This is a genomic window from Verrucomicrobiota bacterium (assembly GCA_037139415.1).
GTDB lineage: Bacteria > Verrucomicrobiota > Verrucomicrobiia > Limisphaerales > Fontisphaeraceae > JBAXGN01.
In genome coordinates this window covers 1-21,233 of record JBAXGN010000102.1, presented here as the reverse complement: position 1 = coordinate 21,233, position 21,233 = coordinate 1, and the positions used below count along the sequence as shown (strand labels likewise).

12 protein-coding genes are annotated in these 21,233 nt (G+C 57.9%); 5 read left to right on the top strand and 7 right to left on the bottom strand.

Features of this window, described 5'->3' with window-relative positions; translation table 11 throughout:
- Nucleotides 1–32 precede the first annotated feature (32 nt).
- Genes WCO56_17555 through WCO56_17545 form a run of 3 tightly spaced genes read left to right on the top strand, consistent with a single transcriptional unit; the run spans nt 33 to nt 5,638 of the window.
- Entirely contained in the window at nt 33–788 is a 756-nt protein-coding gene (locus WCO56_17555; protein MEI7731385.1) for a hypothetical protein, read from the top strand.
- A 12-nt stretch (nt 789–800) separates the two neighbouring features.
- Nucleotides 801–2,039 carry a restriction endonuclease subunit S gene (locus WCO56_17550; GenBank protein MEI7731384.1) on the top strand — a complete coding sequence of 413 codons (1,239 nt, stop codon included), beginning with the start codon at nt 801–803 and terminating at the stop codon, nt 2,037–2,039.
- Entirely contained in the window at nt 2,036–5,638 is a 3,603-nt protein-coding gene (locus WCO56_17545; protein ID MEI7731383.1) for a DUF559 domain-containing protein, read from the top strand. The genes WCO56_17550 and WCO56_17545 overlap by 4 nt, the downstream gene beginning before the upstream one ends.
- A gap of 288 nt (nt 5,639–5,926) precedes the next feature.
- On the opposite strand, the gene WCO56_17540 is transcribed toward WCO56_17545, so the two are convergent.
- The 6 genes from WCO56_17540 to WCO56_17515 all read right to left on the bottom strand — a co-directional run bounded on the left by WCO56_17540 (nt 5,927) and on the right by WCO56_17515 (nt 13,458).
- Nucleotides 5,927–7,912, bottom strand: a complete 1,986-nt coding sequence (locus WCO56_17540; GenBank protein MEI7731382.1) for a response regulator — start codon at nt 7,910–7,912, stop codon at nt 5,927–5,929.
- Nucleotides 7,913–7,920: 8 nt separating this feature from the next.
- A complete protein-coding gene (locus WCO56_17535) occupies nt 7,921–10,449 on the bottom strand; it encodes a response regulator (GenBank protein MEI7731381.1) in 2,529 nt (842 codons plus the stop codon).
- Nucleotides 10,446–10,823 (bottom strand): response regulator, encoded by a 378-nt coding sequence (locus tag WCO56_17530; protein ID MEI7731380.1) that lies wholly within the window; start codon nt 10,821–10,823, stop codon nt 10,446–10,448. Before WCO56_17530 ends, WCO56_17535 begins: the two co-directional genes overlap by 4 nt.
- A 184-nt stretch (nt 10,824–11,007) precedes the next feature.
- Nucleotides 11,008–11,670 carry an HAD family phosphatase gene (locus tag WCO56_17525; GenBank protein MEI7731379.1) on the bottom strand — a complete coding sequence of 221 codons (663 nt, stop codon included), beginning with the start codon at nt 11,668–11,670 and terminating at the stop codon, nt 11,008–11,010.
- A gap of 30 nt (nt 11,671–11,700) precedes the next feature.
- Complete coding sequence (locus WCO56_17520) at nt 11,701–12,585, bottom strand: TIM barrel protein (protein ID MEI7731378.1); 885 nt, start codon at nt 12,583–12,585, stop codon at nt 11,701–11,703.
- Nucleotides 12,586–12,597: 12 nt separating this feature from the next.
- On the bottom strand, nt 12,598–13,458 hold the full coding sequence (locus WCO56_17515; protein ID MEI7731377.1) for a TIM barrel protein: 861 nt from the start codon (nt 13,456–13,458) through the stop codon (nt 12,598–12,600).
- A gap of 187 nt (nt 13,459–13,645) precedes the next feature.
- Here WCO56_17515 and uvrA point away from each other — a divergent pair, with 187 nt between their 5' ends.
- The gene (uvrA, locus tag WCO56_17510) at nt 13,646–16,588 is read left to right on the top strand and encodes an excinuclease ABC subunit UvrA (protein ID MEI7731376.1); all 2,943 of its coding nucleotides are present in this window, start codon (nt 13,646–13,648) and stop codon (nt 16,586–16,588) included.
- A 44-nt stretch (nt 16,589–16,632) separates the two neighbouring features.
- Nucleotides 16,633–19,533, top strand: a complete 2,901-nt coding sequence (locus tag WCO56_17505) for a tetratricopeptide repeat protein (GenBank protein ID MEI7731375.1) — start codon at nt 16,633–16,635, stop codon at nt 19,531–19,533.
- Between the two features lie 24 nt (nt 19,534–19,557).
- Here WCO56_17505 and WCO56_17500 read toward each other — a convergent pair whose 3' ends face one another.
- Nucleotides 19,558–21,036, bottom strand: coding sequence for a LamG-like jellyroll fold domain-containing protein (locus tag WCO56_17500; GenBank protein MEI7731374.1), 1,479 nt, complete (start codon nt 21,034–21,036; stop codon nt 19,558–19,560).
- Between the last annotated feature and the right edge of the window lie 197 nt (nt 21,037–21,233).

Below are 21,233 nucleotides of genomic sequence, written 5' to 3'. Positions count from 1 at the left end.
AAATTCTCCACAGTTATGCCGCCTACCGCCGGGTGAATGGCAATGCCATCGCCGCTGGCGCACCAGCGGCTCTTAATATGGACGACGGCTTGGTCAATGCCCTTCTCCAGCACTACAAAACTCCGCCAGCGGTGCTTCGCCCGTTCTTGAAAAAAATCCGTGAGAAAGGTTCGCCGGATGTGTGCCCGATGTGCGGTAGTTTGGGAACAGGCACGTTGGATCACGTTTTCCCCAAAGTGGATTTTCCCGAACTTGCGTTCTTCAGTTTGAACTTGGTTCCGGCGTGTCTTTGCAACACGAAACGGCAAGATAATTTGGTCGGCGTGGGACCAGGGCAACGTGTTCTGCATCCCTACTACGATGTAATTTTGAATCAGCGGTTGGCCCGTGCTGACATCCAGCAAACGCAACAGCAAGGATTCCGCAGGCCAGCGATGCAACTGATGGTGGTGCTGCCGAACAACCACCCGGACTTTGCCGCCGTGCGCTACCACGTAGATAATGTGGTTTTGAAAACCCAAGTTCTTGATTTTTGTGAAGCTACATGGGTCAAGATAGGCCGTCGGCCAGAACACTACTTCACCTTGCCAGCGGGCCAGGTATCCGCCCAAGCCCTGACCCAGGCTGTTGCCGACGCTCTTAACAAGAAAGACATCCACTATGGCTCATTGAACAACTGGGAATCCATGCTGGTCGCTGGAATCCTCGCAAATGCCGCACTCATTGCTTTCCTGGCGCAACGCGTGAACGATTTGCGAAACAATGTCGTGAACCCAGAAGATTTTTAGTCGCAGTCGAAGATGACCAAAGAAATTCCATCCCTCGCCAAGCTCAAGCCCAATCCCCAATGGGCCAAACTCCCCCTGTTTGACCGTAAGGGCTGGAAGCGCTTCCGTTTTGACGACATCGTGGAGAATGTCAATGAGCGCGTCGAGCCAAGCACAGCAGCGGCAGAAATTTACGTAGGGTTAGATGATCTCGATTCTGGCAGTTTACACATCCGGCGATGGGGTAAGGGTAGTGATGTTATCGGCACGAAGCTGCGCTTCCGCAAGGGCGACATTATTTTTGGACGCCGCCGGGCTTACCAGCGCAAGCTGGCGGTGGCAGAGGTGGACGGAATTTGCTCAGCACACGCGATGGTGGCGCGGGCGAAGCCGAAAGTGGTGCTGCCGGAGTTCTTGCCGTTCCTGATGATGAGCGACAAGTTTATGAGCCGCGCCGTGGATATTTCGGTCGGCTCGCTCTCGCCCACCATCAACTGGACTACGCTCAAGCTGGAGGAGTTCGACCTCCCGCCACTCGACCAGCAGCGCCGCATCGCCGAAATCCTCTGGGCGGTGGATGAAAGCTCCGTTGCTAACGAAAAGGCGGTTCAAACTGCCGGCGAAGCCGTTAATGCGAAGCTCGCGGATGCACTCGGCACAGGTGGAGCTGGAAAGTCTGCGGCGCGGTATCCAATAAAGTCGCTGTGCGAAGTAGTTTTTCTACAAACGGGAATCGCGAAGGGAAAAACATGTCCAGCCACAGTTCAGACAGTTGAATTGCCGTATTTGAGAGTTGCAAATGTTCAGGACGGCTACCTTGATCTGACCGAGATGAAAACGATTATTGTGCCAAAAGTAGATGAAGAGCGGTTCAAACTTCAAGATGGTGATGTCGTCATTTGCGAAGGTGGAGACTTTGACAAAGTTGGCAGAGGCACAATTTGGCGAAACCAAGTCTCAGGTTGTTTGCACCAGAATCATGTATTCAGTTTGCGTGCGAATAGGTCTGTGCTTTTGCCGGAGTTTCTTGCGCTCCAGCTTGGAAGCGCCTACGGCAAAAAATATTTTCTTGGGTGTGCGAAGAAAACGTCGAATCTCGCCTCCATAAACTCTACTCAGGTCAAAGCGTTTCCGTTCCAACTTCCGAAGCTCGCAGAGCAAGAGCTGATTGTTCGCGAGGTCAAGAAGCTCCAATCAGTAAAAGATGCGCTCGCCGCAAAATATGATGCAACTCGCAAATTACTTAACGCATTCACGGAGGCATTAACATGAGCTTCACCGAATCCAACACCGTCGAGCAGATGATCCTGGACACCGTCGCTTTCAGCGGCGGCGAATCAGTCACGCCCATGCGGGAAACGTTACCTGGTTGGGGCAAGTCCTTGGGGGACCAGTTGCAGCCCCTGAATTGGGATTACCTGCCCGCCACGGAAATCCCGCGCCAACCCGGCGACGTGATGGTCGAATCCTGGGTCCGCGATGCCCTCATCCGACTAAACCCGGAAATTAAGGCGCAGCCCGACCGCGCCGACGAGGTCATTTACAATCTCCGGGCCATCCTGCTCTCCGTGCAGGCGGATGGGATCGTTCGTGCCAATGAAAATTTCATGGCGTGGCTGCGCGGTGAGAAAACCATGCCCTTTGGCCCCCGTGGCGAGCATGTCCCCATCCGCCTCATGGATGCCGCCCAGCCCACCCGCAACCGACTCACCGTCACTAATCAATTTACGTTTTGCGCTGGGCACGCCCTCTCCCCCGACCCCTCTCCCAGTGGGAGAGGGGTGGACGAAGGCCGGGGTGAGGGTCGAAGCGGCGGAGTCCGCTTCGATATCGTTTTCCTGGTTAACGGTATTCCCATCGTCATTGGCGAAGCCAAGACGCCCACACGCAGTGCGGTCACCTGGTTCGATGGTGCGTTCCAAGTGAACGAGATTTACGAACGGCAAGTCCCAGCCATGTTCGTGCCCAACGTCTTTTCCTTCGCCACCGAGGGTAAACTCTTCCGCTACGGTTCCATCCGCATGCCCATCGAAATGTGGGGCCCTTGGCGTCCGCCCGTTCCCCCTCTCCCGCTGGGAGAGGGGCCAGGGGTGAGGGGCTCAGCGGCGGTGCCAGAAGAGGGAACCATTGGCCACGTGCGTTGCACCGTCGCGAGCCTGCTCCAGCCCGGTGTGGTACTCGATATCCTTCAAAATTTCACCCTGTTCGCCACGGACAAGAAACATCGCCGCATCAAGATCATCTGCCGTTACCAGCAGTATTTCACTACCAACCAGATCGTGGAACGTGTGGTGCAGGGCTATCCCAAGAAAGGTCTCATCTGGCATTTCCAGGGCAGCGGCAAATCCCTCCTTATGGTCTTTGCCGCCCAAAAGCTCCGGATGCACCCCGAGCTGGGCAACCCCACGGTCATGATTGTGGTGGATCGCATTGACCTCGACACCCAGATCACCGCCACGTTCAACGCCGCCGATGTGCCGAATATGGTTGGAGTTGAGAGCCGGGAGGAATTGCAGGCGCTCTTAAAGCAAGACGTACGCAAGGTGTTGATAACGACCATCCATAAATTCGGTGGCTCTCAACTACAACCACCCTCACCCCCGTCCCCTCTCCCAGTGGGAGAGGGGCCAGGGGCGAGGGTGCGCAGCTTAGGAGAGGGGGGAAAGTCAGTGAACTATCGTGGTGGTTTTGAATTCTCTGGATTAGTAGAGCGAGCGAGGGAACTGCGTCAAAAGCAGACACTTGCAGAGGATGTTTTCTGGGAATTGGTGCGGAATAAACAACTATGCGACGCTAAATTCCGGCGGCAGCATCAGATTGGGGATTACCTGGTAGATTTCTACTGCCATGAGGCAAGGCTGGTTGTTGAGTTCGACGGCCCTGTTCACGAGAAGCGCAAGCAAAAGGATGCCAAGCGGGACGCGTATCTGCGCAGTCTCGGCAACACCGTGCTGCGGTTTAAGAACGAAGAGCTTGAGACTAATCCGCTAAACGTGCTGGAAATCGTCGTCGCGCATCTTCTCCCCTCTACCTCTGGGAGAGGGGCTGGGGGTGAGGGTTCGCTGACCGGTGCTAGTTCGCCGACCGGTGCGTGGTGCGCTCGATCAAATATTATCGTGATGGTTGATGAAGCACACCGGACTCAGGAGGGTAATTTAGGTCGGCGAATGCGTGAAGCCTTGCCGAATGCCTTCCTCTTCGGCCTCACCGGCACGCCCATCAACCGGGCCGATAAAAACACCTTCTGGGCCTTCGGCGCGGATGAGGATGAGAAAGGCTACATGAGCCGCTACTCATTTCAGGAGTCCATCCGGGATAAGGCCACCCTGCCTCTCCATTTCGAAGCCCCCGAGGTAAAGTTGAAGATAGATAAAGCCGCCATAGACCAAGCCTACAAAGCCATCACGGGCGAACTGAGCGAGCAGGATCGCGATGATTTGGCCAAACGCGCCGCCAAAATGGCCGTGCTGGTGAAAAACCCGGAGCGCGTCCGTGCCGTGGTCAATCACATCGTCAAGCATTTCCAATCCAAAGTCGAACCCAACGGATTCAAAGCCCAGGTTGTCACCTTTGACCGCGAATGTTGTGTCCTCTACAAAGCCGTCATGGACGAACTGATTGGCCCCGAGGCCAGCGCCATTGTAATGACCACCGCGCAGGGCGATCCCCCGGAATGGAAAGTCCACAGTCGCGACAAGGATGCCGAGGAAAAGTTGCTCGACCGGTTCCGTTCCCCAGCCGACCCGCTCCAGTTCGTCATTGTCACCAGCAAGCTGCTGACCGGTTTCGACGCGCCCATTCTCCAGGTGATGTACCTCGATAAGCCGATGAAGGACCATAACCTGCTCCAGGCCATCTGCCGGACCAACCGCACTTTCGGCCAGGAGAAGACCCATGGCCTGATTGTGGATTACATCGGCATCTTTGATGATGTGGCCCGCGCCCTGAACTTTGATGAAAAAGCCGTGCAGCAGGTCGTGAGCAACATTGAAGAGTTGCGCAAGGCGCTGCCGCTCCAAGTGCAAAAGTGCCTCGCCTTTTTCCCCCATGTGGACCGCACCATCGGCGGTTACGAGGGCCTCATGGCTGCGCAGCAATGCCTGCCCAATAACGAGGTGCGCGACAAGTTTGCCGCCCACTACTCCGTTCTTGGCACCATCTGGGAAGCCCTCTCGCCTGATCCCTGCCTCAGCCCGTATGAGGCCGATTACCGTTGGCTCACCCAGGTGTACGAGTCCGTCAAGCCACCCAGCGGCAACGGTAAACTCCTCTGGCACGCCTTGGGTGCCAAGACCGTAGACCTCATCAACCAGAACGTTCATGTTGAATCCGTCCGGGCCGACGTGGAAACCCTGGTGATGGACGCACAGGTCCTGGATGATATCCTGAAGGATACCGATCCCGCCAAGCGCGGCCGGGAAATTGAGATTTCCCTGATCGCTCGCCTAAAGAAGCACCATGGCAATCCCAAGTTCACCGAGTTAGGCGAGCGGTTAGAGAAAATCAGAGAAAGGCATGAGCAGGGTTTTTCGACAAGTCTCCAATTCCTGAAAGAAATCCTCCAAGCCGCCAAGGATGTTCTCGAAGCGGAAAAACAAATTGATCCAGTTGAAGAACGTGACCGTGCCAAGGAAGCCCTGACCGAACTCTTCAAAGATGCCAAAAGCAAAAATACCCATATTATCGTGGAGCGCATCGTCGCCGACATTGACGACATCGTGAAAAAAGTCCGTTTCCCAGACTGGCAGCACACCACCCAGGGAGAGCGCCTAGTGCAGAAGGAACTCCGTCGCACCCTGTTCAAATACAAACTCCACACCGACCAGGAGCTGTTCGACAAAGCCTACGACTACATCCGCCAGTATTATTGAGCCAAAGTGAAGTTGTTGACGGTGCTTTTTACCTTGGCCGGTGCCATGGGAGCGTCATGGCGGCTCTGGGGTGGTTTTAGCTGCCGCCGTGGTGATGGATTTGCCGCACAGATTCCGCACAAGCAATATTGCACATAGTACCAATAAATGCAAAACAGTGCTTTATTTATTGGGTTTTATGTTGTATGCCGCCGGGTGTTACATGGCACAGAAAGGCAAACATGAGCAACCATGAAAACAGCCAATATGCCGGTCCAAACCCTACTAGGCCCACCATCCGCGTAGCGGTTATTTTTCCATGCAGATCTGCAATTTCTGCACCAGATCAATAAAGCGGTATGGCTTTTGCAAAAAGCCGGTCAGACCGCGCCCTTGGAAGCGGCGGAAGGCTTCTTGTTCGCTATAGCCGCTGGCCAGCAACACCTTTGCGTCAGGGGCTATTTCGCGAATGATCAGGAAGGCCTCTTCACCGTTCATCAACGGCATGTTCCAATCCATGATCACCAATTTGATCCGTTGCTGATTTTCACGAAACATCTCGACCCCGCGCACCCCGTTCTCCGCCACAATGACATCAAAGCCAATCTCTTTGATCATCAGGGACGTCATTTCGCGAATCGCCGGCTCGTCTTCCACCAATAAAATAACCCCCGAGCCCTGCCATTTTTCCGCAGTTTCCATGGAGATGGACGCCGGCGAAGGCGGGGCATCCACCCGTTTGAACCAGATTTTGAACAGCGTCCCTTTGCCGGACTGGCTGGTGACACTTAAAATCCCATCGTGGGATTTCACAATGCCCAACACCGCAGAAAGGCCCAGTCCGCGCCCGGTGAGCTTGGTGGTATAAAAGGGTTCAAAGATTTTTTCCACCGTTTCAGCGGGCATACCACACCCGGTGTCCTCGATCTCCAGTAGCGCGTATTCCGCGGCCGGCGTCTGGGAGGTGATCACCGCTGCGGCCAGTTCCTCCGGGGTGGGTTTGGTCAGGGCGGTGCGGATGGCGATGGCCCCCAGGGTATCGCCAATCGCTTCCGAGGCATTAATCAGCAGATTCATGATAACGTGGCGCAATTGCGCGGTATCCGCCTCGACGACCAGCGGCTGTGTGGCGAGATCGTAGCGGATATTGATTTTTTTACTGATGGAGTGTTGCACGATTTCCGCAATCTGCGCGGTAAGAATGCTCAAATCCGCGTGTTCCGCCGCGTAACACCCTTGGCCGGCATACGCCAGCATTTTCTTGCAAAAGTCCGCCGCCTGCATGGCGGTACGTTCAATTTTTTCGCAGTTGTCGCGCACTGGGGAATCGGCGGGCAGATGCATGCGCGCCAGGTTGGCCTGGCCGACAATGGTGGTCAACAGGTTGTTGAAATCATGCGCGACGCCAGCGGCCAGACGACCGATGCTTTCCATCTGCTGCGCTTGGCGCAGTTGCACTTCCAAGGCGCGGCGCTGGGTGATGTCCGTGGTGGACCCCGCCATGCGCACCACCTTGCCCCGCTCGTCCCACACGGCGCACCCGCGGGAATAGACCCACTTATATTCGCCATTTTTGGCGCGCAGGCGGTGCTCGCTGCTGTAGTAGGGCGTATGTTTTTCCCAATGTTCGTGGATGATATTCAATACCCGTTCATGATCGTCCGGATGCACCAGATTTTCCCAGATGCCAAACCGGTTCGGCACTTCATCGTCGGCATAGCCCAGTATTTTTTTCCAGTTGGTGGAATAAAAGACCTCGCCCGTCTGAAAGTTGATATCAAAAATGCCTTCACTTACCCCGTTGACCGCCAGATCATACCGTTGCTTGCTTTCCCGCAACGCCAGGTTCGCGTCGCGAATCCCCACGCGATCATGAAACATGACCAACGCCGATTTGGCGCGCGCGTACAGTTCGACTTCACCAACCGGTTTGGGAATGAAATCCATGGCGCCACATTGAAAACTTTTCATCAGCGCGTCATCCCGTCGTAACGCTCCGCCGGTGACAATGATGATGGGGATATGCCCGGTTTTGGCATTGCTGCTGATACGGCGCGCCGTCTCATAGCCGTCCATGACCGGCATCATCAGATCCAGCAGAATGAGGCCGATGCCCGTGTTATTTTCCAGCAACGCCAGGGCTTCCGTACCGGAAGCTGCTTTCAGGGTGGATTCAAACCCCTGTTCCAGGAGCATTTGTTCCAATAAATCACGATTATCCTCCAGATCGTCCACAATCAGGATGGTAGTTTGTTTCAGGGTTTCACTTAATTCGAATAAGTAATTTGAACTCATAAATAGCGTTAATTAAAGATATCCGTTTTCTGAAGCACTTTGGCGCCATGCCGCTCCAAGGTGATTCGTTCTTCGGTGGAAAGGGTTTTGGCCGTGAGAATAATGACCGGTAATTTGGCGAACGCGGGCTGGGCGCGCAAATGGCCCAGGAAAGTGACCCCGTCCATGATCGGCATGAGCAGGTCGAGAAAAATGACGTCCGGCTGCCAACGGGTCAGAATATTCAGCGCCTCCCGGCCATTAACTGCCGTGAGTAATTCACTGGCGTAGGGGGCGACCCAGGCCGTAATGGCTTGCAGTGTATCGGCATCATCCTCCACCACCAGTACCCGGGATTTGATCTGGGCGTTTAAATGCCGGGTTACCACGGCGTTGAAATCATCCCGGGTAATCGGTTTGGCCAGCGCGTCCACGGCGCCCAAAGAGATCGCCTTGCGGCGGTCCGCCAGAATGCTGAGGATCACCACGGGGATTTCACGCAGCAGGGGATCGTGCTTGAGTTGGGCCAACACTTCCCAACCTGATTTTTCCGGCATCATCAGGTCCAGAGTGATCAAATCCGGTTTTTGTTCTGCGGCCAAGCGGGCCGCTTCCCCGGCATGTACACACAGAATAACCGTCATCCCCAGATCCTGTAAATACTGGCGGATCAACTCGCAGGCATCGGCATCGTCATCCACCACCATGACCCGGCGGCCGGACTTGCCAGCCAGCACCGTGGATAGCACATCCAAGCCATCCATGGCGGCGGGTGAAGGCTTGGTTTTGCGCCGGTCCAGCGTGGCAGAATCGGCGGGTGCGGTGGCGGAAGCAGGCTCCTGTGCGGCAGGCGCGGGCTGGACAATGGCTGGGGCAAACGATTGGACGGAACGATGGATGGGCAGTTTGATGGTGAAGGTGCTGCCTTGGCCCACCGTGCTAGCCGCAGTCAACGTGCCGCCCAACATTTGCACCATGGAACGGGAAATGGTCAAACCCAAGCCGGTGCCGCCAAATTCACGCGTGGTACTGCTATCCGCCTGGCGGAAGGCCTCAAAGATGCTGTCCAGTTTGTCTTCGGGTATGCCAATCCCGGTGTCCTGCACGCGAAGGACCGCCCGACCCGGAGTCAATTCAGCGGGTTCCAACACCAGGGTGACACTGCCTTCCCGGGTAAATTTGATGGCATTCCCGGCCAGGTTGATGACCACCTGCCGGAGGCGTTGCGCATCCGTTTCCAACACCAGGTCATCCGCTGGCAGTTCCAATTTCAACGCGAGTTTTTTTGCCTCCGATTGCGGTTGCAGGAGGTCCACCACCTCGCGCAGAATGCTGCTCAAACTCACGGGTTCCAATTGCAGATCCATGCGCCCGGCCTCAATTTTGGAGAGGTCCAGAATGTCATTGATGAGGCCCAGCAGGTGCTTGCCATTGCGGTTGATTTTTTCCGCGCGGCTCAAATCTTCCGCCGTGAGATTCCCCCCCCGGTTCTTCTGAAGGATTCCCGAAAACCCGATGATGGAATTCAGGGGGGTACGCAATTCGTGGCTCATGTTGGCCACAAATTCGCTGCGTAATTGGTCCACTTTCTTCAGGTCGCGATTCGCCTGCTCCAACAGCAGCGACTGCCGGTTCAGCGCCTTGTAACTCAGGGCGTTATTGAGCCCGTTGGCAAGCGCGTCCACATGGTGGGTGATGGCTTGGGAAGCGCGTTCGTCCGGTCGGCGCAACCCCGCCAAGACGATGACTGCCAGTACGCCGCCGCGATGCATCACCGGAATGGCGTACACGCACTTGATGGGCACGCGCGCGATGCCGACGTCCAGTTGCAGGGCGCCATCCAGCATGGGGTCCTCCACAAAGACCCAGGTTTTGCGCCGAAACGCCTCGCCGGGCAGCCCATCCAGGCCGCGTTCACGTCCCAAGCCCGCCAGTGCCTTGCGGTCCGCGCCCTGGGCGCTCAGACAGGCGAAGGCTTGCTGTTCCCCATCATATAAATAAAACGCCCCCAGATGCGCATGGGCGGCGGGCATCAGATGCTCCAACGCCTTGGCCGCCAGAGTATTGGTTTCAATGGAATTGAGTTCGCTTAGAAAAGACCCGAATTGTTGCTGGCCGGCAAAGGCGGCGGCCAGCTCCTCGTTGCGGGCGGCCACGGCGGATTGGGATTGCTCCAGCTTGGCCCGCGCTTCCTCGCGTTCCTGGATCGTCTGCTCGATGTGTTCCGCCATGGTGTTGAGCGCCTGCGCCATGCTGCCCAAGGCATCCTTCGAGTCCACCTCGGCACGTTGCGCGTAATTGCCATGCCCAATTTCATCCGCCACCTGCGCCAGATGTCGCAGAGTGCGGTTGGTGCGCGATATTTCGAACAACCCGAGCACCATCATGGCGGCAATCAACCCGGTTTGGAGCCATTGCACTTTTTGCTCGTTCAGGAAATCGAAATTCCAAAGCATGGCAACCAGACTAAGCGCCACCAAGGCTCCAAACACAATGCGTGTCTGCAATCGGGCTTTAAATTTGCGCTCGCGGGGCGGTGAAGGTTTGGACGTATTCATGAGGTGGGTAGAAGTTTTTGAATCGCTGCCAGCAGAATGCTGTCATCCATGATGGGTTTGCCCACATAGCCGTCAAATCCGGTCGCCAGCAGCCGTCCCTGATCTTGTTTCATGGCATGGGCGGTGAGCGCGATCGCGGTCACTTTGTGCCAGGGGGTTCCAGCGCGGATGGCGTGGAGCAGTGCGATGCCATCCATGCCGGGGAGTGAAATATCCAACAGCAATAAGTCGGGAGCCGGGGAGTTTGGGTTTTGCATGGCCTTGAGCAAAGCCTGGCTATCCGGGAAATGAACCAACGTGTACCGGTCGGCAAGCAAGTCGCGCACCAGGTCCGCGTTGTCCTGGTTGTCTTCCACCAAGTACAGTGTTTTCATGCCGTTGCCTTGCGCCAGTTGCCTTAAACGTCTTTGGGACAACTTTCCCGAAAAGCTCATTACTGACTGCGGGTTACAAAGTACGCCATGCCCGGCATGCTCACAAGTCGAAAATCTGCCTCCCTCCCGTAAAAAACGCCGTGCCACAACGCCCATAAACCTTCAACACACAATTCAGCGCAAACTACGCCGCCGGGAACCAGGCCGCCACGCGTTCCGGGTCGAGATCGGTCAACCGGTTCACCACCAGATCGGCATCGCTCAGGGTGTCGGCGGGGTGGGTGGTGGCCACGGCGACGACCTTCATGCCGGCGGCCCGCGCAGCCTCAATGCCCACATGCGCATCCTCGAACACCACGCAGCGGGTGGTCGGCAGGCCCAGCCGTTGTGCGGCTTTCAGGAATACTTCCGGATGCGGTTTGCCATGGGAAACATCCCCGGCGCAGACCAGATGCGGGAAGGCGTTGCGCAAACCGAGGGTATCCAGCACGCATAGGATATTGGCAGCGGGGGTGGAGGAGCCGACGACGCAGGGCACACCCTGTTTGCTTAACCACGCCAGGAGGGGCTTGACGCCCGGCAGCACCGCAATGCCTTCAGCGGCAATCAACTCGCGGTACATGGCCTCTTTTTTCAACGAAAGGCGGCTGATTTCTGCGGGATCTTGCGTCCAACGCAGCAGTTCCAGAATTGCCCGCTCGTTCTTCATCCCGAAGCTGCGCTTGAAATAATCCGGCGACAGGGTGCGCCCCTCTGATTCCGCCAGCATTTGCCATGCGCGGTCATGCTGGCGCGATGAATCAATAATCACTCCGTCCCAGTCAAAAATCACTCCCCAAGTGCTCATGAATGTTTGGATTCGTCTCCTGATGGATGTCTATACGTCGCAAATCCGGGTCGCGTCGCTCAGCGATTTGACCTTGTCGCCCACCGGGATGAATTCCTGCCCGACGTAGCCCCGATAACCCGTTGCGACGATGGCCCGCATGATGGGGGCATAACACAGCTCTTGGGTATCATCAATCTCATTGCGCCCCGGCACACCCGCCGTGTGGTAATGGCCGATCCATGGCGCGTATTGCTTCAGACGCGTGATGACGTCGCCATGCATGATTTGCACGTGATAAATGTCGAAGAGCACCTTGACGTATTCGCTGCTGACCTGCTTGAGGATATCCACGCTCAGATCCATGCTGTCGCAAAAGTAATCCGGATGCCCTTTCATCTCGACATTCACGCGGGAGTTCAACATCTCCAGGCAGACTGTCACTTTCGCCTTCTCCGCAATGGGTGCGATTTTCTTCAACCCGTCCACCATGTTCTTCACGCCCACCTCCGTGGCCAGACCGCGCCGGAATCCGCTAAAGGTGATGATGCTCGGCACGCCCGCCGTGACACATTGCCCGATGCGCTCGGTCAATGATTTCAGGCACAGCTCATGTTCTTCCAGATGGGCGAACCCCTTGCCGAACCCATGCGAACCGGCAATGGCGCAGGTGAGCCCCAGCTCTTTGAGCTTGGGCCAAAACTTGGGATCACACAGCTCGATGCTATGCATCCCCAACTTGACGGCCAACGCCGCCAGCTCCTCTACCGTCAACGGCTTATAACACCATGGGACAATAGATTGTTTGATGCGCCCTTTGCGCGCGCGGTAAAGCGCGATTTCTTCGGCCTGTGCCGCGCGCGGCAGGCCGCCCATAGCGGCCAATGGCAAAGCCGTCGCCACGCTTTTGAACACGGACCGACGTGAGAGCTTCATGGGTGCAACTCCTTACACATCGCAAATCTGTATGGATTGCCGCAATGAAGTCAGCGGATCTTTCTTGGGAATGAACTCCTGGCCCACATACCCCTTGTAACCCGTCGCCACAATCGCCTTCATCACGGCGGGATAATTGATCTCCTGTGAATCATCAATCTCATTGCGTCCCGGATTGCCGCCGGTGTGGTAATGCCCAAAGTACTGATTATAATCCTTGATGTTGCGGATCAGGTCCCCCTCCATGATTTGCATGTGGTAAATATCAAACAGCAGCTTGAGCCGTTCACTGCCGACCTGCTTGCACAATTCCACGCCCCAAGCCGAATGATCGGCCATGTAATCCTTGTGGTTCACCTTGCTGTTGAGCAGTTCCAGGACCACCGTGACCTTATGCTGCTCGGCAATCGGCATGAGCTTTTTCAGCCCGTCCGCGCAATTCTTGAGGCCGGTGGCGTCATCCATCCCTTTGCGCTCGCCTGAGAAGGTGATGATGTTGGGAAAACCAAGCGCGGCGACCTTGGGAATCGCGGCGGCAAAACCTTCGAGCAATTTGGCGTGATGTTCCACGCGGTTCCAGCCGTAATTAATGCTGTCGGGTCCATTGCACATCGCGCACGTCAACCCGTTCTCCTTCACGGTTGCCCAATCCTTTTCCCCGAGCAACTCCACGGATTCGATGCCCATTTCCTTCACCGCTTTGCAGAACGCGTCGAGCGGAATCTTTCCGTAGCACCATTTGGACACGGAATGTTTGATGTTGCCCTTGAGTTTGGCGGATTCCTGGGCGTGCAGCGACAACCCAGCGGTTCCGGCGGCGAGGACGGTGGCGCCAGCGACCTGTTTCAAAGCATTGCGACGGGACACGTTCATAATATTCACTTTCTTCTTCATTGGTTTCAGACGTGCGGCGAACCTACGCCCAACCCGGCCCCGCGTCAAATTAGATCGGCGCGCTGCGCCGGGGGGGGGCGGAATTGAAGTTGTCGCGCCCGGTTGGGCGCGCTATGTTTGGCAGATTGGCATTAGCCAGAATTCCCGGAGTATGGCGAACGATATGATGAAAATAGGTGGGGCGCGCGAGCACAATTTAAAGAATCTCACGCTGACAATCCCGCGCAACAAGCTGGTGGTGATCACCGGCTTGAGCGGCTCGGGGAAGTCGTCCCTTGCCTTTGACACGCTGTATGCCGAGGGGCAGCGGAAGTATGTGGAATCGCTGTCTGCCTATGCCCGGCAATTCCTTGACCAGATGCAGAAGCCGGAGGTGGATTATATCGAGGGGCTGTCGCCCGCCATCGCCATCGAGCAGCAGAGCAGCAGCGCGAACCCCCGCTCGATCATCGCGACGACGACGGAGATTTACGATTATCTGCGCCTGTTGTTTGCGCATGTTGGCCAGCCGCATTGCCCGGAGTCCGGCGTGCCGGTGGTGCCGCAGACGACGAGCGACATCGTGGATAAGGTGCTGGCGCTGCCGCCCCGCACGCGGGTGATGTTGCTCGCGCCGGTGGTGCGGGATCAGCGCGGGGAGTTCCGGGATGTGATCGAGCGGCTGGCGCGCGAGGGGTTCGTCCGGGCGCGGATTGACGGGGAGTTCGTGGAGCTGGAGGCGAATGTGCGGGTGAAGCTGGACCCGAAGGCCCGGCATAATATAGATGTGGTGGTGGACCGGTTGGTGATTGAGGAGAAGGTGCGCGTGCGGCTCAGTGATTCGGTGGAGACGGCGCTGAAGTGGGGGGAGGGGATGCTCTGGGTGTTGCAGCAGGCCCCGGAGGCCAGCGGCGCGGCCCGCAGCGCCAGCGCCGCGACCCAACCCTGGGCGGAGACGCTGCATTCCAACCGCGCGTACAGCCCGGCCACGGGGAAGAGTTTCGAGAAGGTCACGCCGAAGCATTTTTCCTTTAACTCGCCGCAGGGGGCCTGCCCGGTTTGCCACGGGCTCGGGCAGAAGCTGGTGTTCGATGAGGCGCTGGTGGTGCCGAATCCGGATAAGACGCTGGAGGAGGGGGCGATCCTGCCGTGGCGGCGCGGGGGCAAGCGGATGATCGTATATTATAAGGCGCTGATCCGCGCGGTGGCGTCGCATGGCGGCGTGAGCCTGGAGGTGCCGTGGAAGAATCTGCCGGCGGAGTTCAAGCGCGCGATGATCCGCGGCACGGGGGCGGAGGAGGTGGAGTTCACGTTTTATCGCGCCGGGAAGATGAGCAAGGTGAAGCGCCCGTTCGAGGGGGTGATCCCGAACCTGGAGCGGCTGTACCAGGAGAGCGAGAGCGAGTTCACGCGCAATCGGCTCAAGGCGTTCATGAACCCGCAGTTTTGCGACGTGTGCAACGGGCAGCGCCTGAAGCCGGAGATCCTGGCCGTGACGGTGGGGGATGCCGCGCTGGCCGGGCGCTTCCGCCCCGCCGCGAAGGAGCCGCGCCCGGTGCGGGTTCCGGGGCTGTCCATCATGGATGTCTGCGCGCTGTCGGTGGATCAGGCGGAGCAGTGCTTCGCGGCGCTGAAGTTGACGGATTTCCAGCAGCAGGTGGCCGGCGAGGTGATCAAGGAGGTGCGCTCGCGGCTGGGGTTCCTGCGGAATGTGGGGCTTGGGTACCTCACGCTGAACCGCGAGAGCGGCACGCTGAGCGGCGGCGAAGCGCAGCGCATCCGGCTCGCCACGCAAATTGGCGCCGGGCTGGTGGGCGTGCTGTACATTCTCGACGAGCCGAGCATCGGCCTGCACCAGCGGGATAACGAGCGCCTGCTGAAGACGCTGGAGCATTTGCGCGACCTGGGGAATTCCGTGCTGGTGGTGGAGCACGACGAGGATACCATCCGGCGCGCGGATTATATCCTGGACCTCGGCCCGGGCGCGGGCGTGCGCGGCGGGGAGTTGGTGGCGGCGGGCACGTTGCCGGAGATTCTGGCCAACCCGCGCTCGCTGACGGCGCGGTATCTGTCCGGGGAATTGAGCGTGCCGGTGCCGCGCCAGCGGGTGAAGCCCACCCAGGAGCGCGGCTGGCTGCGCATCCTGGGCGCGCGCGAGAATAACCTGAAGAATATTGACGCGCGCATTCCGCTGGGGACGCTGACGTGCGTCACGGGCGTTTCCGGCTCCGGCAAAAGCACGCTGGTGGATGACATTCTGCGGCGCGCGCTGTTCCGGCACTGGTTCGGCTCCAAGGAGCGGCCCGGCCTGCACCGGGAAATCGAGGGCATGGACTTGCTCGACAAGGTGATTGTCATTGACCAGACGCCCATCGGCCGCACGCCGCGCAGCAATCCCGCCACGTACACCGGCATGTTCAACCAGATCCGGGATTTGTTCGCGCGCCTGCCCACCGCCAAAGTGCGCGGCTACGACGCCGGACGCTTCAGCTTCAACGTCAAGGGCGGCCGCTGCGAGGAATGCCAGGGGGACGGGCTGATCAAGATCGAGATGCATTTTCTGCCGCCGGTGTACGTCACCTGCGAGGCGTGCGCCGGGCGGCGCTACAACCGCGAGACGCTGGATATTAATTATAAGGGGCTCAACATCGCCGATGTGCTCGCCATGACGGTGGATGAGGGCGTGAATTTCTTCCGCGCGATCCCGCAGATCTACGAGCAATGCCTGACGCTGGCCGAGGTGGGGCTGGGCTACCTGGCGCTGGGGCAATCAGCCACCACGTTGAGCGGCGGCGAAGCGCAGCGGCTGAAGCTCGCCTCGGAATTGAGCCGCAAACAGACCGGGCGCACGCTGTATATCCTGGATGAGCCGACGACCGGCCTGCATTTCCATGACGTCGCCAAACTGTTGGAGGTGCTCTTCAAGCTCCGCGCCCCCGGCAACACGCTGGTGGTCATCGAGCACAACCTGGACGTGATCAAAACGGCGGATTGGGTGATTGATCTCGGCCCGGAAGGCGGGGAGGGCGGGGGATACATCGTGGCGGAAGGCACCCCCGAGGACGTTTCGCATTGCGCCGCCAGCCACACCGGCCAATATCTCGCGCGGCTGTTGGCATTTAAGCGATAATTTTTGTATATTTGAGCGCGCTGAAGAACTAAACTTTGGACTTGATGATGCTGTTAAGACAATCCGATCGTAGCCATGGCCGCCGACGCAAAGAGGCGGATGTGAGCCACTGTCGCAGCGAAATCGTCGTCGGAAGGAGCCAGGTGGTTAAGGCCGAAAACCGAAAACCGAAAACCGAAAGAAATCCGAACGCCGAATCCCGAAACAGTGGGGGCGATCAGAGGTCAGGAGTTGGAAGTCAGGAGTTGGAAGCGCCAGCCGGTTTTTCCCTCCGCGCCTTCGCGTCATGGCGGCTTTCGGTTGTTGCGATTTTTCTTTTCCTCCTGCTTTGCGCCTGCGCCTTCAACGCTCCGGCGGCGAGTTCCTCGGAGCGCCGTGCTTTCCAGAAGACGCTCACGCCCTTCAAGGATGGCTTCTACGAAACCGCCGAGCGTGATCTTACGGAGTTCATTCGCAAATATCCCCAATCCGAATACCGCCCGGATGCCATCCTGATGCTGGCCCAGGCGACGTTCAAGCTGCTGAAATACACCAATGCCGCCGCCTTGCTGCAAAAAGAATATGAGCAGGCCGGCAAACTGGCCGATGAGTATTCGTTCTGGATCGCCGAATCGCACTATTACGATCAGCAGTATCCCCAGGCGGCGGAGGCCTACGCGCGGATTTTACGCGAATATCCCTTTTCCAAGCGCCGGCTCGAAGCGGCGGTCGGCGAGGCGTATTGTCGTTTCAAGAACCAGGATTATCTGCGGGTCCGGCAGTTGTTGTCCGATCCCGAGGGGGACTTTCAGAAAATGGTGCGCTCGAAGCCCAACGCCGATCAGTTGGTGCGCGGGTATTTGTTGCTGGGCGAAACGCTGTTGTTGCAAAAAGAATATCAGGCGGGCGAACAGGCGCTCAATGAGCTGGCCAGTGTGACGCTCCGCCCGGAGCTGGCCTGGCGCCGGCAGAACTTGCTCTGCCGCATCCGTGTTGCGGACCAGCGTTACCCGGAAGCGCTGACCGCCTCGGTGGACCTCATGAAGCTGGCCGAGCAAAGCCAGCAGAAGCCGCTCATCGCTGAGGCGGTGGAATTGCAAGGGGGGATTTACGAGCGTCTGGGGCAGTTCGCCGAGGCGGCCAAAGTGTATGAGCGCAATTTGGGCGAGAGTGCCACGGCTGAGCAGCGGCGGCTGGCAGTGTTGAAAATCATCCAGCTTAACCTGGTCTTGAAGCGCACGGCTGAAACGATTGAGAAATTGGAAGCCTTTGTCCGGCAAAACCCGACCGATGGCGCGCTGGACCTCGTCCAACTGACCTTGGGTGAACTGCGGTTGAAGGAGTTTGTGAAGCAAAGCCAGAGCAGCCCGGCGATCACCAACGAGACCGCCACGTCGGGGACCAATCTGCTGGGCCTGGCGCAGTCGCACTTTGAACATGTCACCGCCGATTTTCCGCAGAGCGACTATTTCGGCAAAGCGAGCTTGAACCGCGGCTGGTGTCTCTGGCTGTTGGGCCAGATCGAAAATGCGCAGACGTGGTTTCGGCAGGCGGCGGAGAAACTTCCGGTTGGGGAAGAGCAGGCGGTGGCCCGTTTCAAACTCGCGGACGCATATCTTTGGCAAAAGAATTATACCAACGCGCTGGAACAGTATTTGCAATTGAGCCGCGACTACGCCGCCCAACCCAAATTCCGTTCGGAATTAATGGATCAGGTCTATTACCAACTGCTGCGCGGCAGCATTGAATCCGACAACCAGCCGATGGCCGATTACGCCTTTACCAATCTGTTGCAGAAATTTCCCAACAGTTACTATGCCGAGCGCAGCATGTTGATGTTCGGCCTGAATTGGAACCGTGTGGATCAGCCCGCCAAAGCCCGGCAGGTATTCGAGGATTTTCTGGCGCGCTTCCCGCAATCGGAACTCGGGGCGGAAGCCGATCTGGCCATTGCCCGCACGTTTGCACAGGAGGAAAAATGGGCGGAATCCATCCGCAAGTATGATACCTGGGCGCTGCGTCGGGGCGCGCGGGATTTGCGGCCACAGGCGGAGTTTGACCGCGCCTGGACGCATTACCAGGCCGGCCAGGAGACCAATGCCCTCCGGCTCTTCACGAACTTTGTCACGCAATTTGCCACGCACGCCCTCGCGCCTCAGGCGCAGTATTGGGTGGCGGGTTTTTATTTCCGCCGCAGTGACTTTGAGAACGCCGAGCGCAACTATCAAATTCTCTTTCAGAACACCAACTGGCCGGTGACGGAGATCACTTTCCAAGCGCGCATGATGGCCGGCCGCGCCGCGCTCGCCCGCCAGGGTGTCAAAGATGCCGGGGATTACTTTAAGAGCGTGATTAACGACGACCGGTGTCTGCCCAATCTGGTGGCCGAAGCCCTCTTTGCTTGGGGGGATACCATGCTGGAGGAACCCTCCGCCGGCACGAATGCGCCCCAGCGGTTTTTGGATGCCAAGGCGGCATTTGAACGGATTCCGCAAATTTACGCGACCAACCGGCTGGTGTCTGCCGCGTGGGGGCGCATTGCGGATTGCTATCTGCAACTCGCCGCCACCGAACCCGCCTATTACGAGATGGCCGCCACGAATTATCAACATGCCATCCTGCCCAGCGCGCCGATTCCGGTTCGCAGCCAGGCGGAAGTCGGGCTCGGCATAGTGCGGGAAAAACAGGCCCGCCTGAAAACCGATGCCCAACGGACAGCCTGGCTGAAAGAGGCGATGGACCATTACCTGAATGTGGTGTACGGAAAGAACCTGCGAGACGATGAATTTGCCGATCCGTTCTGGGTGTCCAAGGCCGGGTTGGCGGCCGCTGCTCTGGCGGAATCCCAAGGGGATTGGGACGCCGCCACGCGGTTGTATGAGCGCTTGAAAGCCGTGCTGCCCGCCATGCAGGAACTGTGCGACCGCCGCCTGAAAATCGCGCGGAAACAGGCCCAAAAAAAGTAGGTTGTGGTATGGTTTGAAATGGATCTATTGCAACACCCCGCGATAAAATCGCTGGGGAAAGCCGGTCGTGTTGGTGTCGAGAAATTGGAAACGTCCGTTTGATCCGGCGGTGCCGGTGTCCAGCAAAAGCCAGTTGGTAAGATTGGTTGAGGTGAAGAAGTTCAACGGTTGCTGTGAGCCGGTCACGCCTTGCACTTGGAAACTGGCTTTTCCCTGCCAGCCGTAGCCATCAAATACCGGCGCTTGGCGCGGGGTGAGGTAGGTGAGGTACATGCTCCAAGTTTCACTGGTGGCAGTCTCGCCCGTCAGCGTGGGGGAGAATGGGCCAAAAGCCTGGTTCACCATGAATCCGTCGCCGTTCGTCCCCGGGGTATAGCTGGGCACATCCATGGCGGAGTCGGTTTGCCAGACCAGCCAACAGGCACCGGTACTGAGCGTCAAGGTTCCGGGTACGCCGGTGCTGATGGGGGCGGTAATCCAATTGCTCGTGGCGGGGTTGGGGATCGTCGCGGATTGCCACAAAAGGTGCTTCGGCGAACGATTGTCGTAGATGCCCAGGCGAACATTCCCGGCGGCGGCATGAGAGTAGAAGCACACGTTGCTCACGACCGCAGTCTCATGGAGGTCCAGCTTGGTGCCCTTGATGAAACCTTTCTCGGCACCGGAATAGAACATGGACCAGGGATTGGTGTACATCTGGGCCACTTCGGATGCGGTCAAGACCCGATTGTTCCAGATCCACCACGAACCGAAATTGGCGTTGCACATATAAGCGCCACCATGGCCACCAGGTCCGATCGTGCCATTGTAGGCGACGGGATGTGATTGGCCGATATAGTTGAGGGAGACCGTGGTGTTGGTGGTGACGGGAATCCCGTTCACGTATATCACGCCGAGGTTCGGTTGGACGGTGAATAGGACCAGAATCCACTTGTTCACGGTAAATGGGTAGGTCGGATTGATGGCCGTGCCAGTCGGCCCGAACCAGGTGGTCGTGAGCAAGCCGTTTCGGCCTGGAGTATTGAGATACCAACACATGACCGCCGCCGGGCTGTCCGTGATGCGCCCGAAAGTGGTCGTGTCGAGCGGTTGCACCAATGCACCATAGGTAAAACCGGTTGTATTTGTGACTACCAGGTTACTGATGAAGGAGCCCATGATTTGCAGTGCGTTGCTTCCCCCGCCAAGGTTGTTGATTGCCGGCCCGCCCCACGGGTAATCAGCGCTTACGGGCGGAGAAACCCACGCTGGCGGCAGGGCCCCCGGCGCGGTAAGGTCAAGCACTTGGGGAAACCAGTTCGTCTGCCAGACCGCGTCGAAAAAATTGGTTCCGGAACCTTCATTGACGGCCAAGGCCGTTACCAAACCGGTGGCCAAAGGACGGCTCCAATTGATCGGACTGCCCGGTGCCGGCTTGTGGTTGCCCGTGCCGGCATAGCTGGTTGAGCCCGGCACGGTGATGCCGGCGAAGTTGGTCGCGGCCTCCGCGACCAACAGCGGCAAGAGAAACGCGAGCGCAACGTGAGTTTTCCAGCGCCTAATCTGAACTACTAAGGTAGATCTTCCGCTCATGCAGACAAAGTGTGAGCAAACCTTCGTACTGTCCTCGGTGTTTGTCAACCCTGGCGACTCGTTTTCCGGCGCTACTAGCAGCCTGTCGGACTTAGAAAAGCAGTTTTTTTAAGAAGCCCGGACATAAT

Excerpts from the sequence above, each read along its gene's own strand:
- WCO56_17550 (MEI7731384.1), top strand. The coding sequence starts at position 801 with ATGACCAAAGAAATTCCATCCCTCGCCAAGCTCAAGCCCAATCCCCAA.
- WCO56_17545 (MEI7731383.1), top strand. The coding sequence starts at position 2,036 with ATGAGCTTCACCGAATCCAACACCGTCGAGCAGATGATCCTGGACACC.
- WCO56_17540 (MEI7731382.1), bottom strand. The coding sequence starts at position 7,912 with ATGAGTTCAAATTACTTATTCGAATTAAGTGAAACCCTGAAACAAACT.
- WCO56_17535 (MEI7731381.1), bottom strand. The coding sequence starts at position 10,449 with ATGAATACGTCCAAACCTTCACCGCCCCGCGAGCGCAAATTTAAAGCC.
- WCO56_17530 (MEI7731380.1), bottom strand. The coding sequence starts at position 10,823 with ATGAAAACACTGTACTTGGTGGAAGACAACCAGGACAACGCGGACCTG.
- WCO56_17525 (MEI7731379.1), bottom strand. The coding sequence starts at position 11,670 with ATGAGCACTTGGGGAGTGATTTTTGACTGGGACGGAGTGATTATTGAT.
- WCO56_17520 (MEI7731378.1), bottom strand. The coding sequence starts at position 12,585 with ATGAAGCTCTCACGTCGGTCCGTGTTCAAAAGCGTGGCGACGGCTTTG.
- WCO56_17515 (MEI7731377.1), bottom strand. The coding sequence starts at position 13,458 with ATGAACGTGTCCCGTCGCAATGCTTTGAAACAGGTCGCTGGCGCCACC.
- uvrA (MEI7731376.1), top strand. The coding sequence starts at position 13,646 with ATGAAAATAGGTGGGGCGCGCGAGCACAATTTAAAGAATCTCACGCTG.
- WCO56_17505 (MEI7731375.1), top strand. The coding sequence starts at position 16,633 with ATGATGCTGTTAAGACAATCCGATCGTAGCCATGGCCGCCGACGCAAA.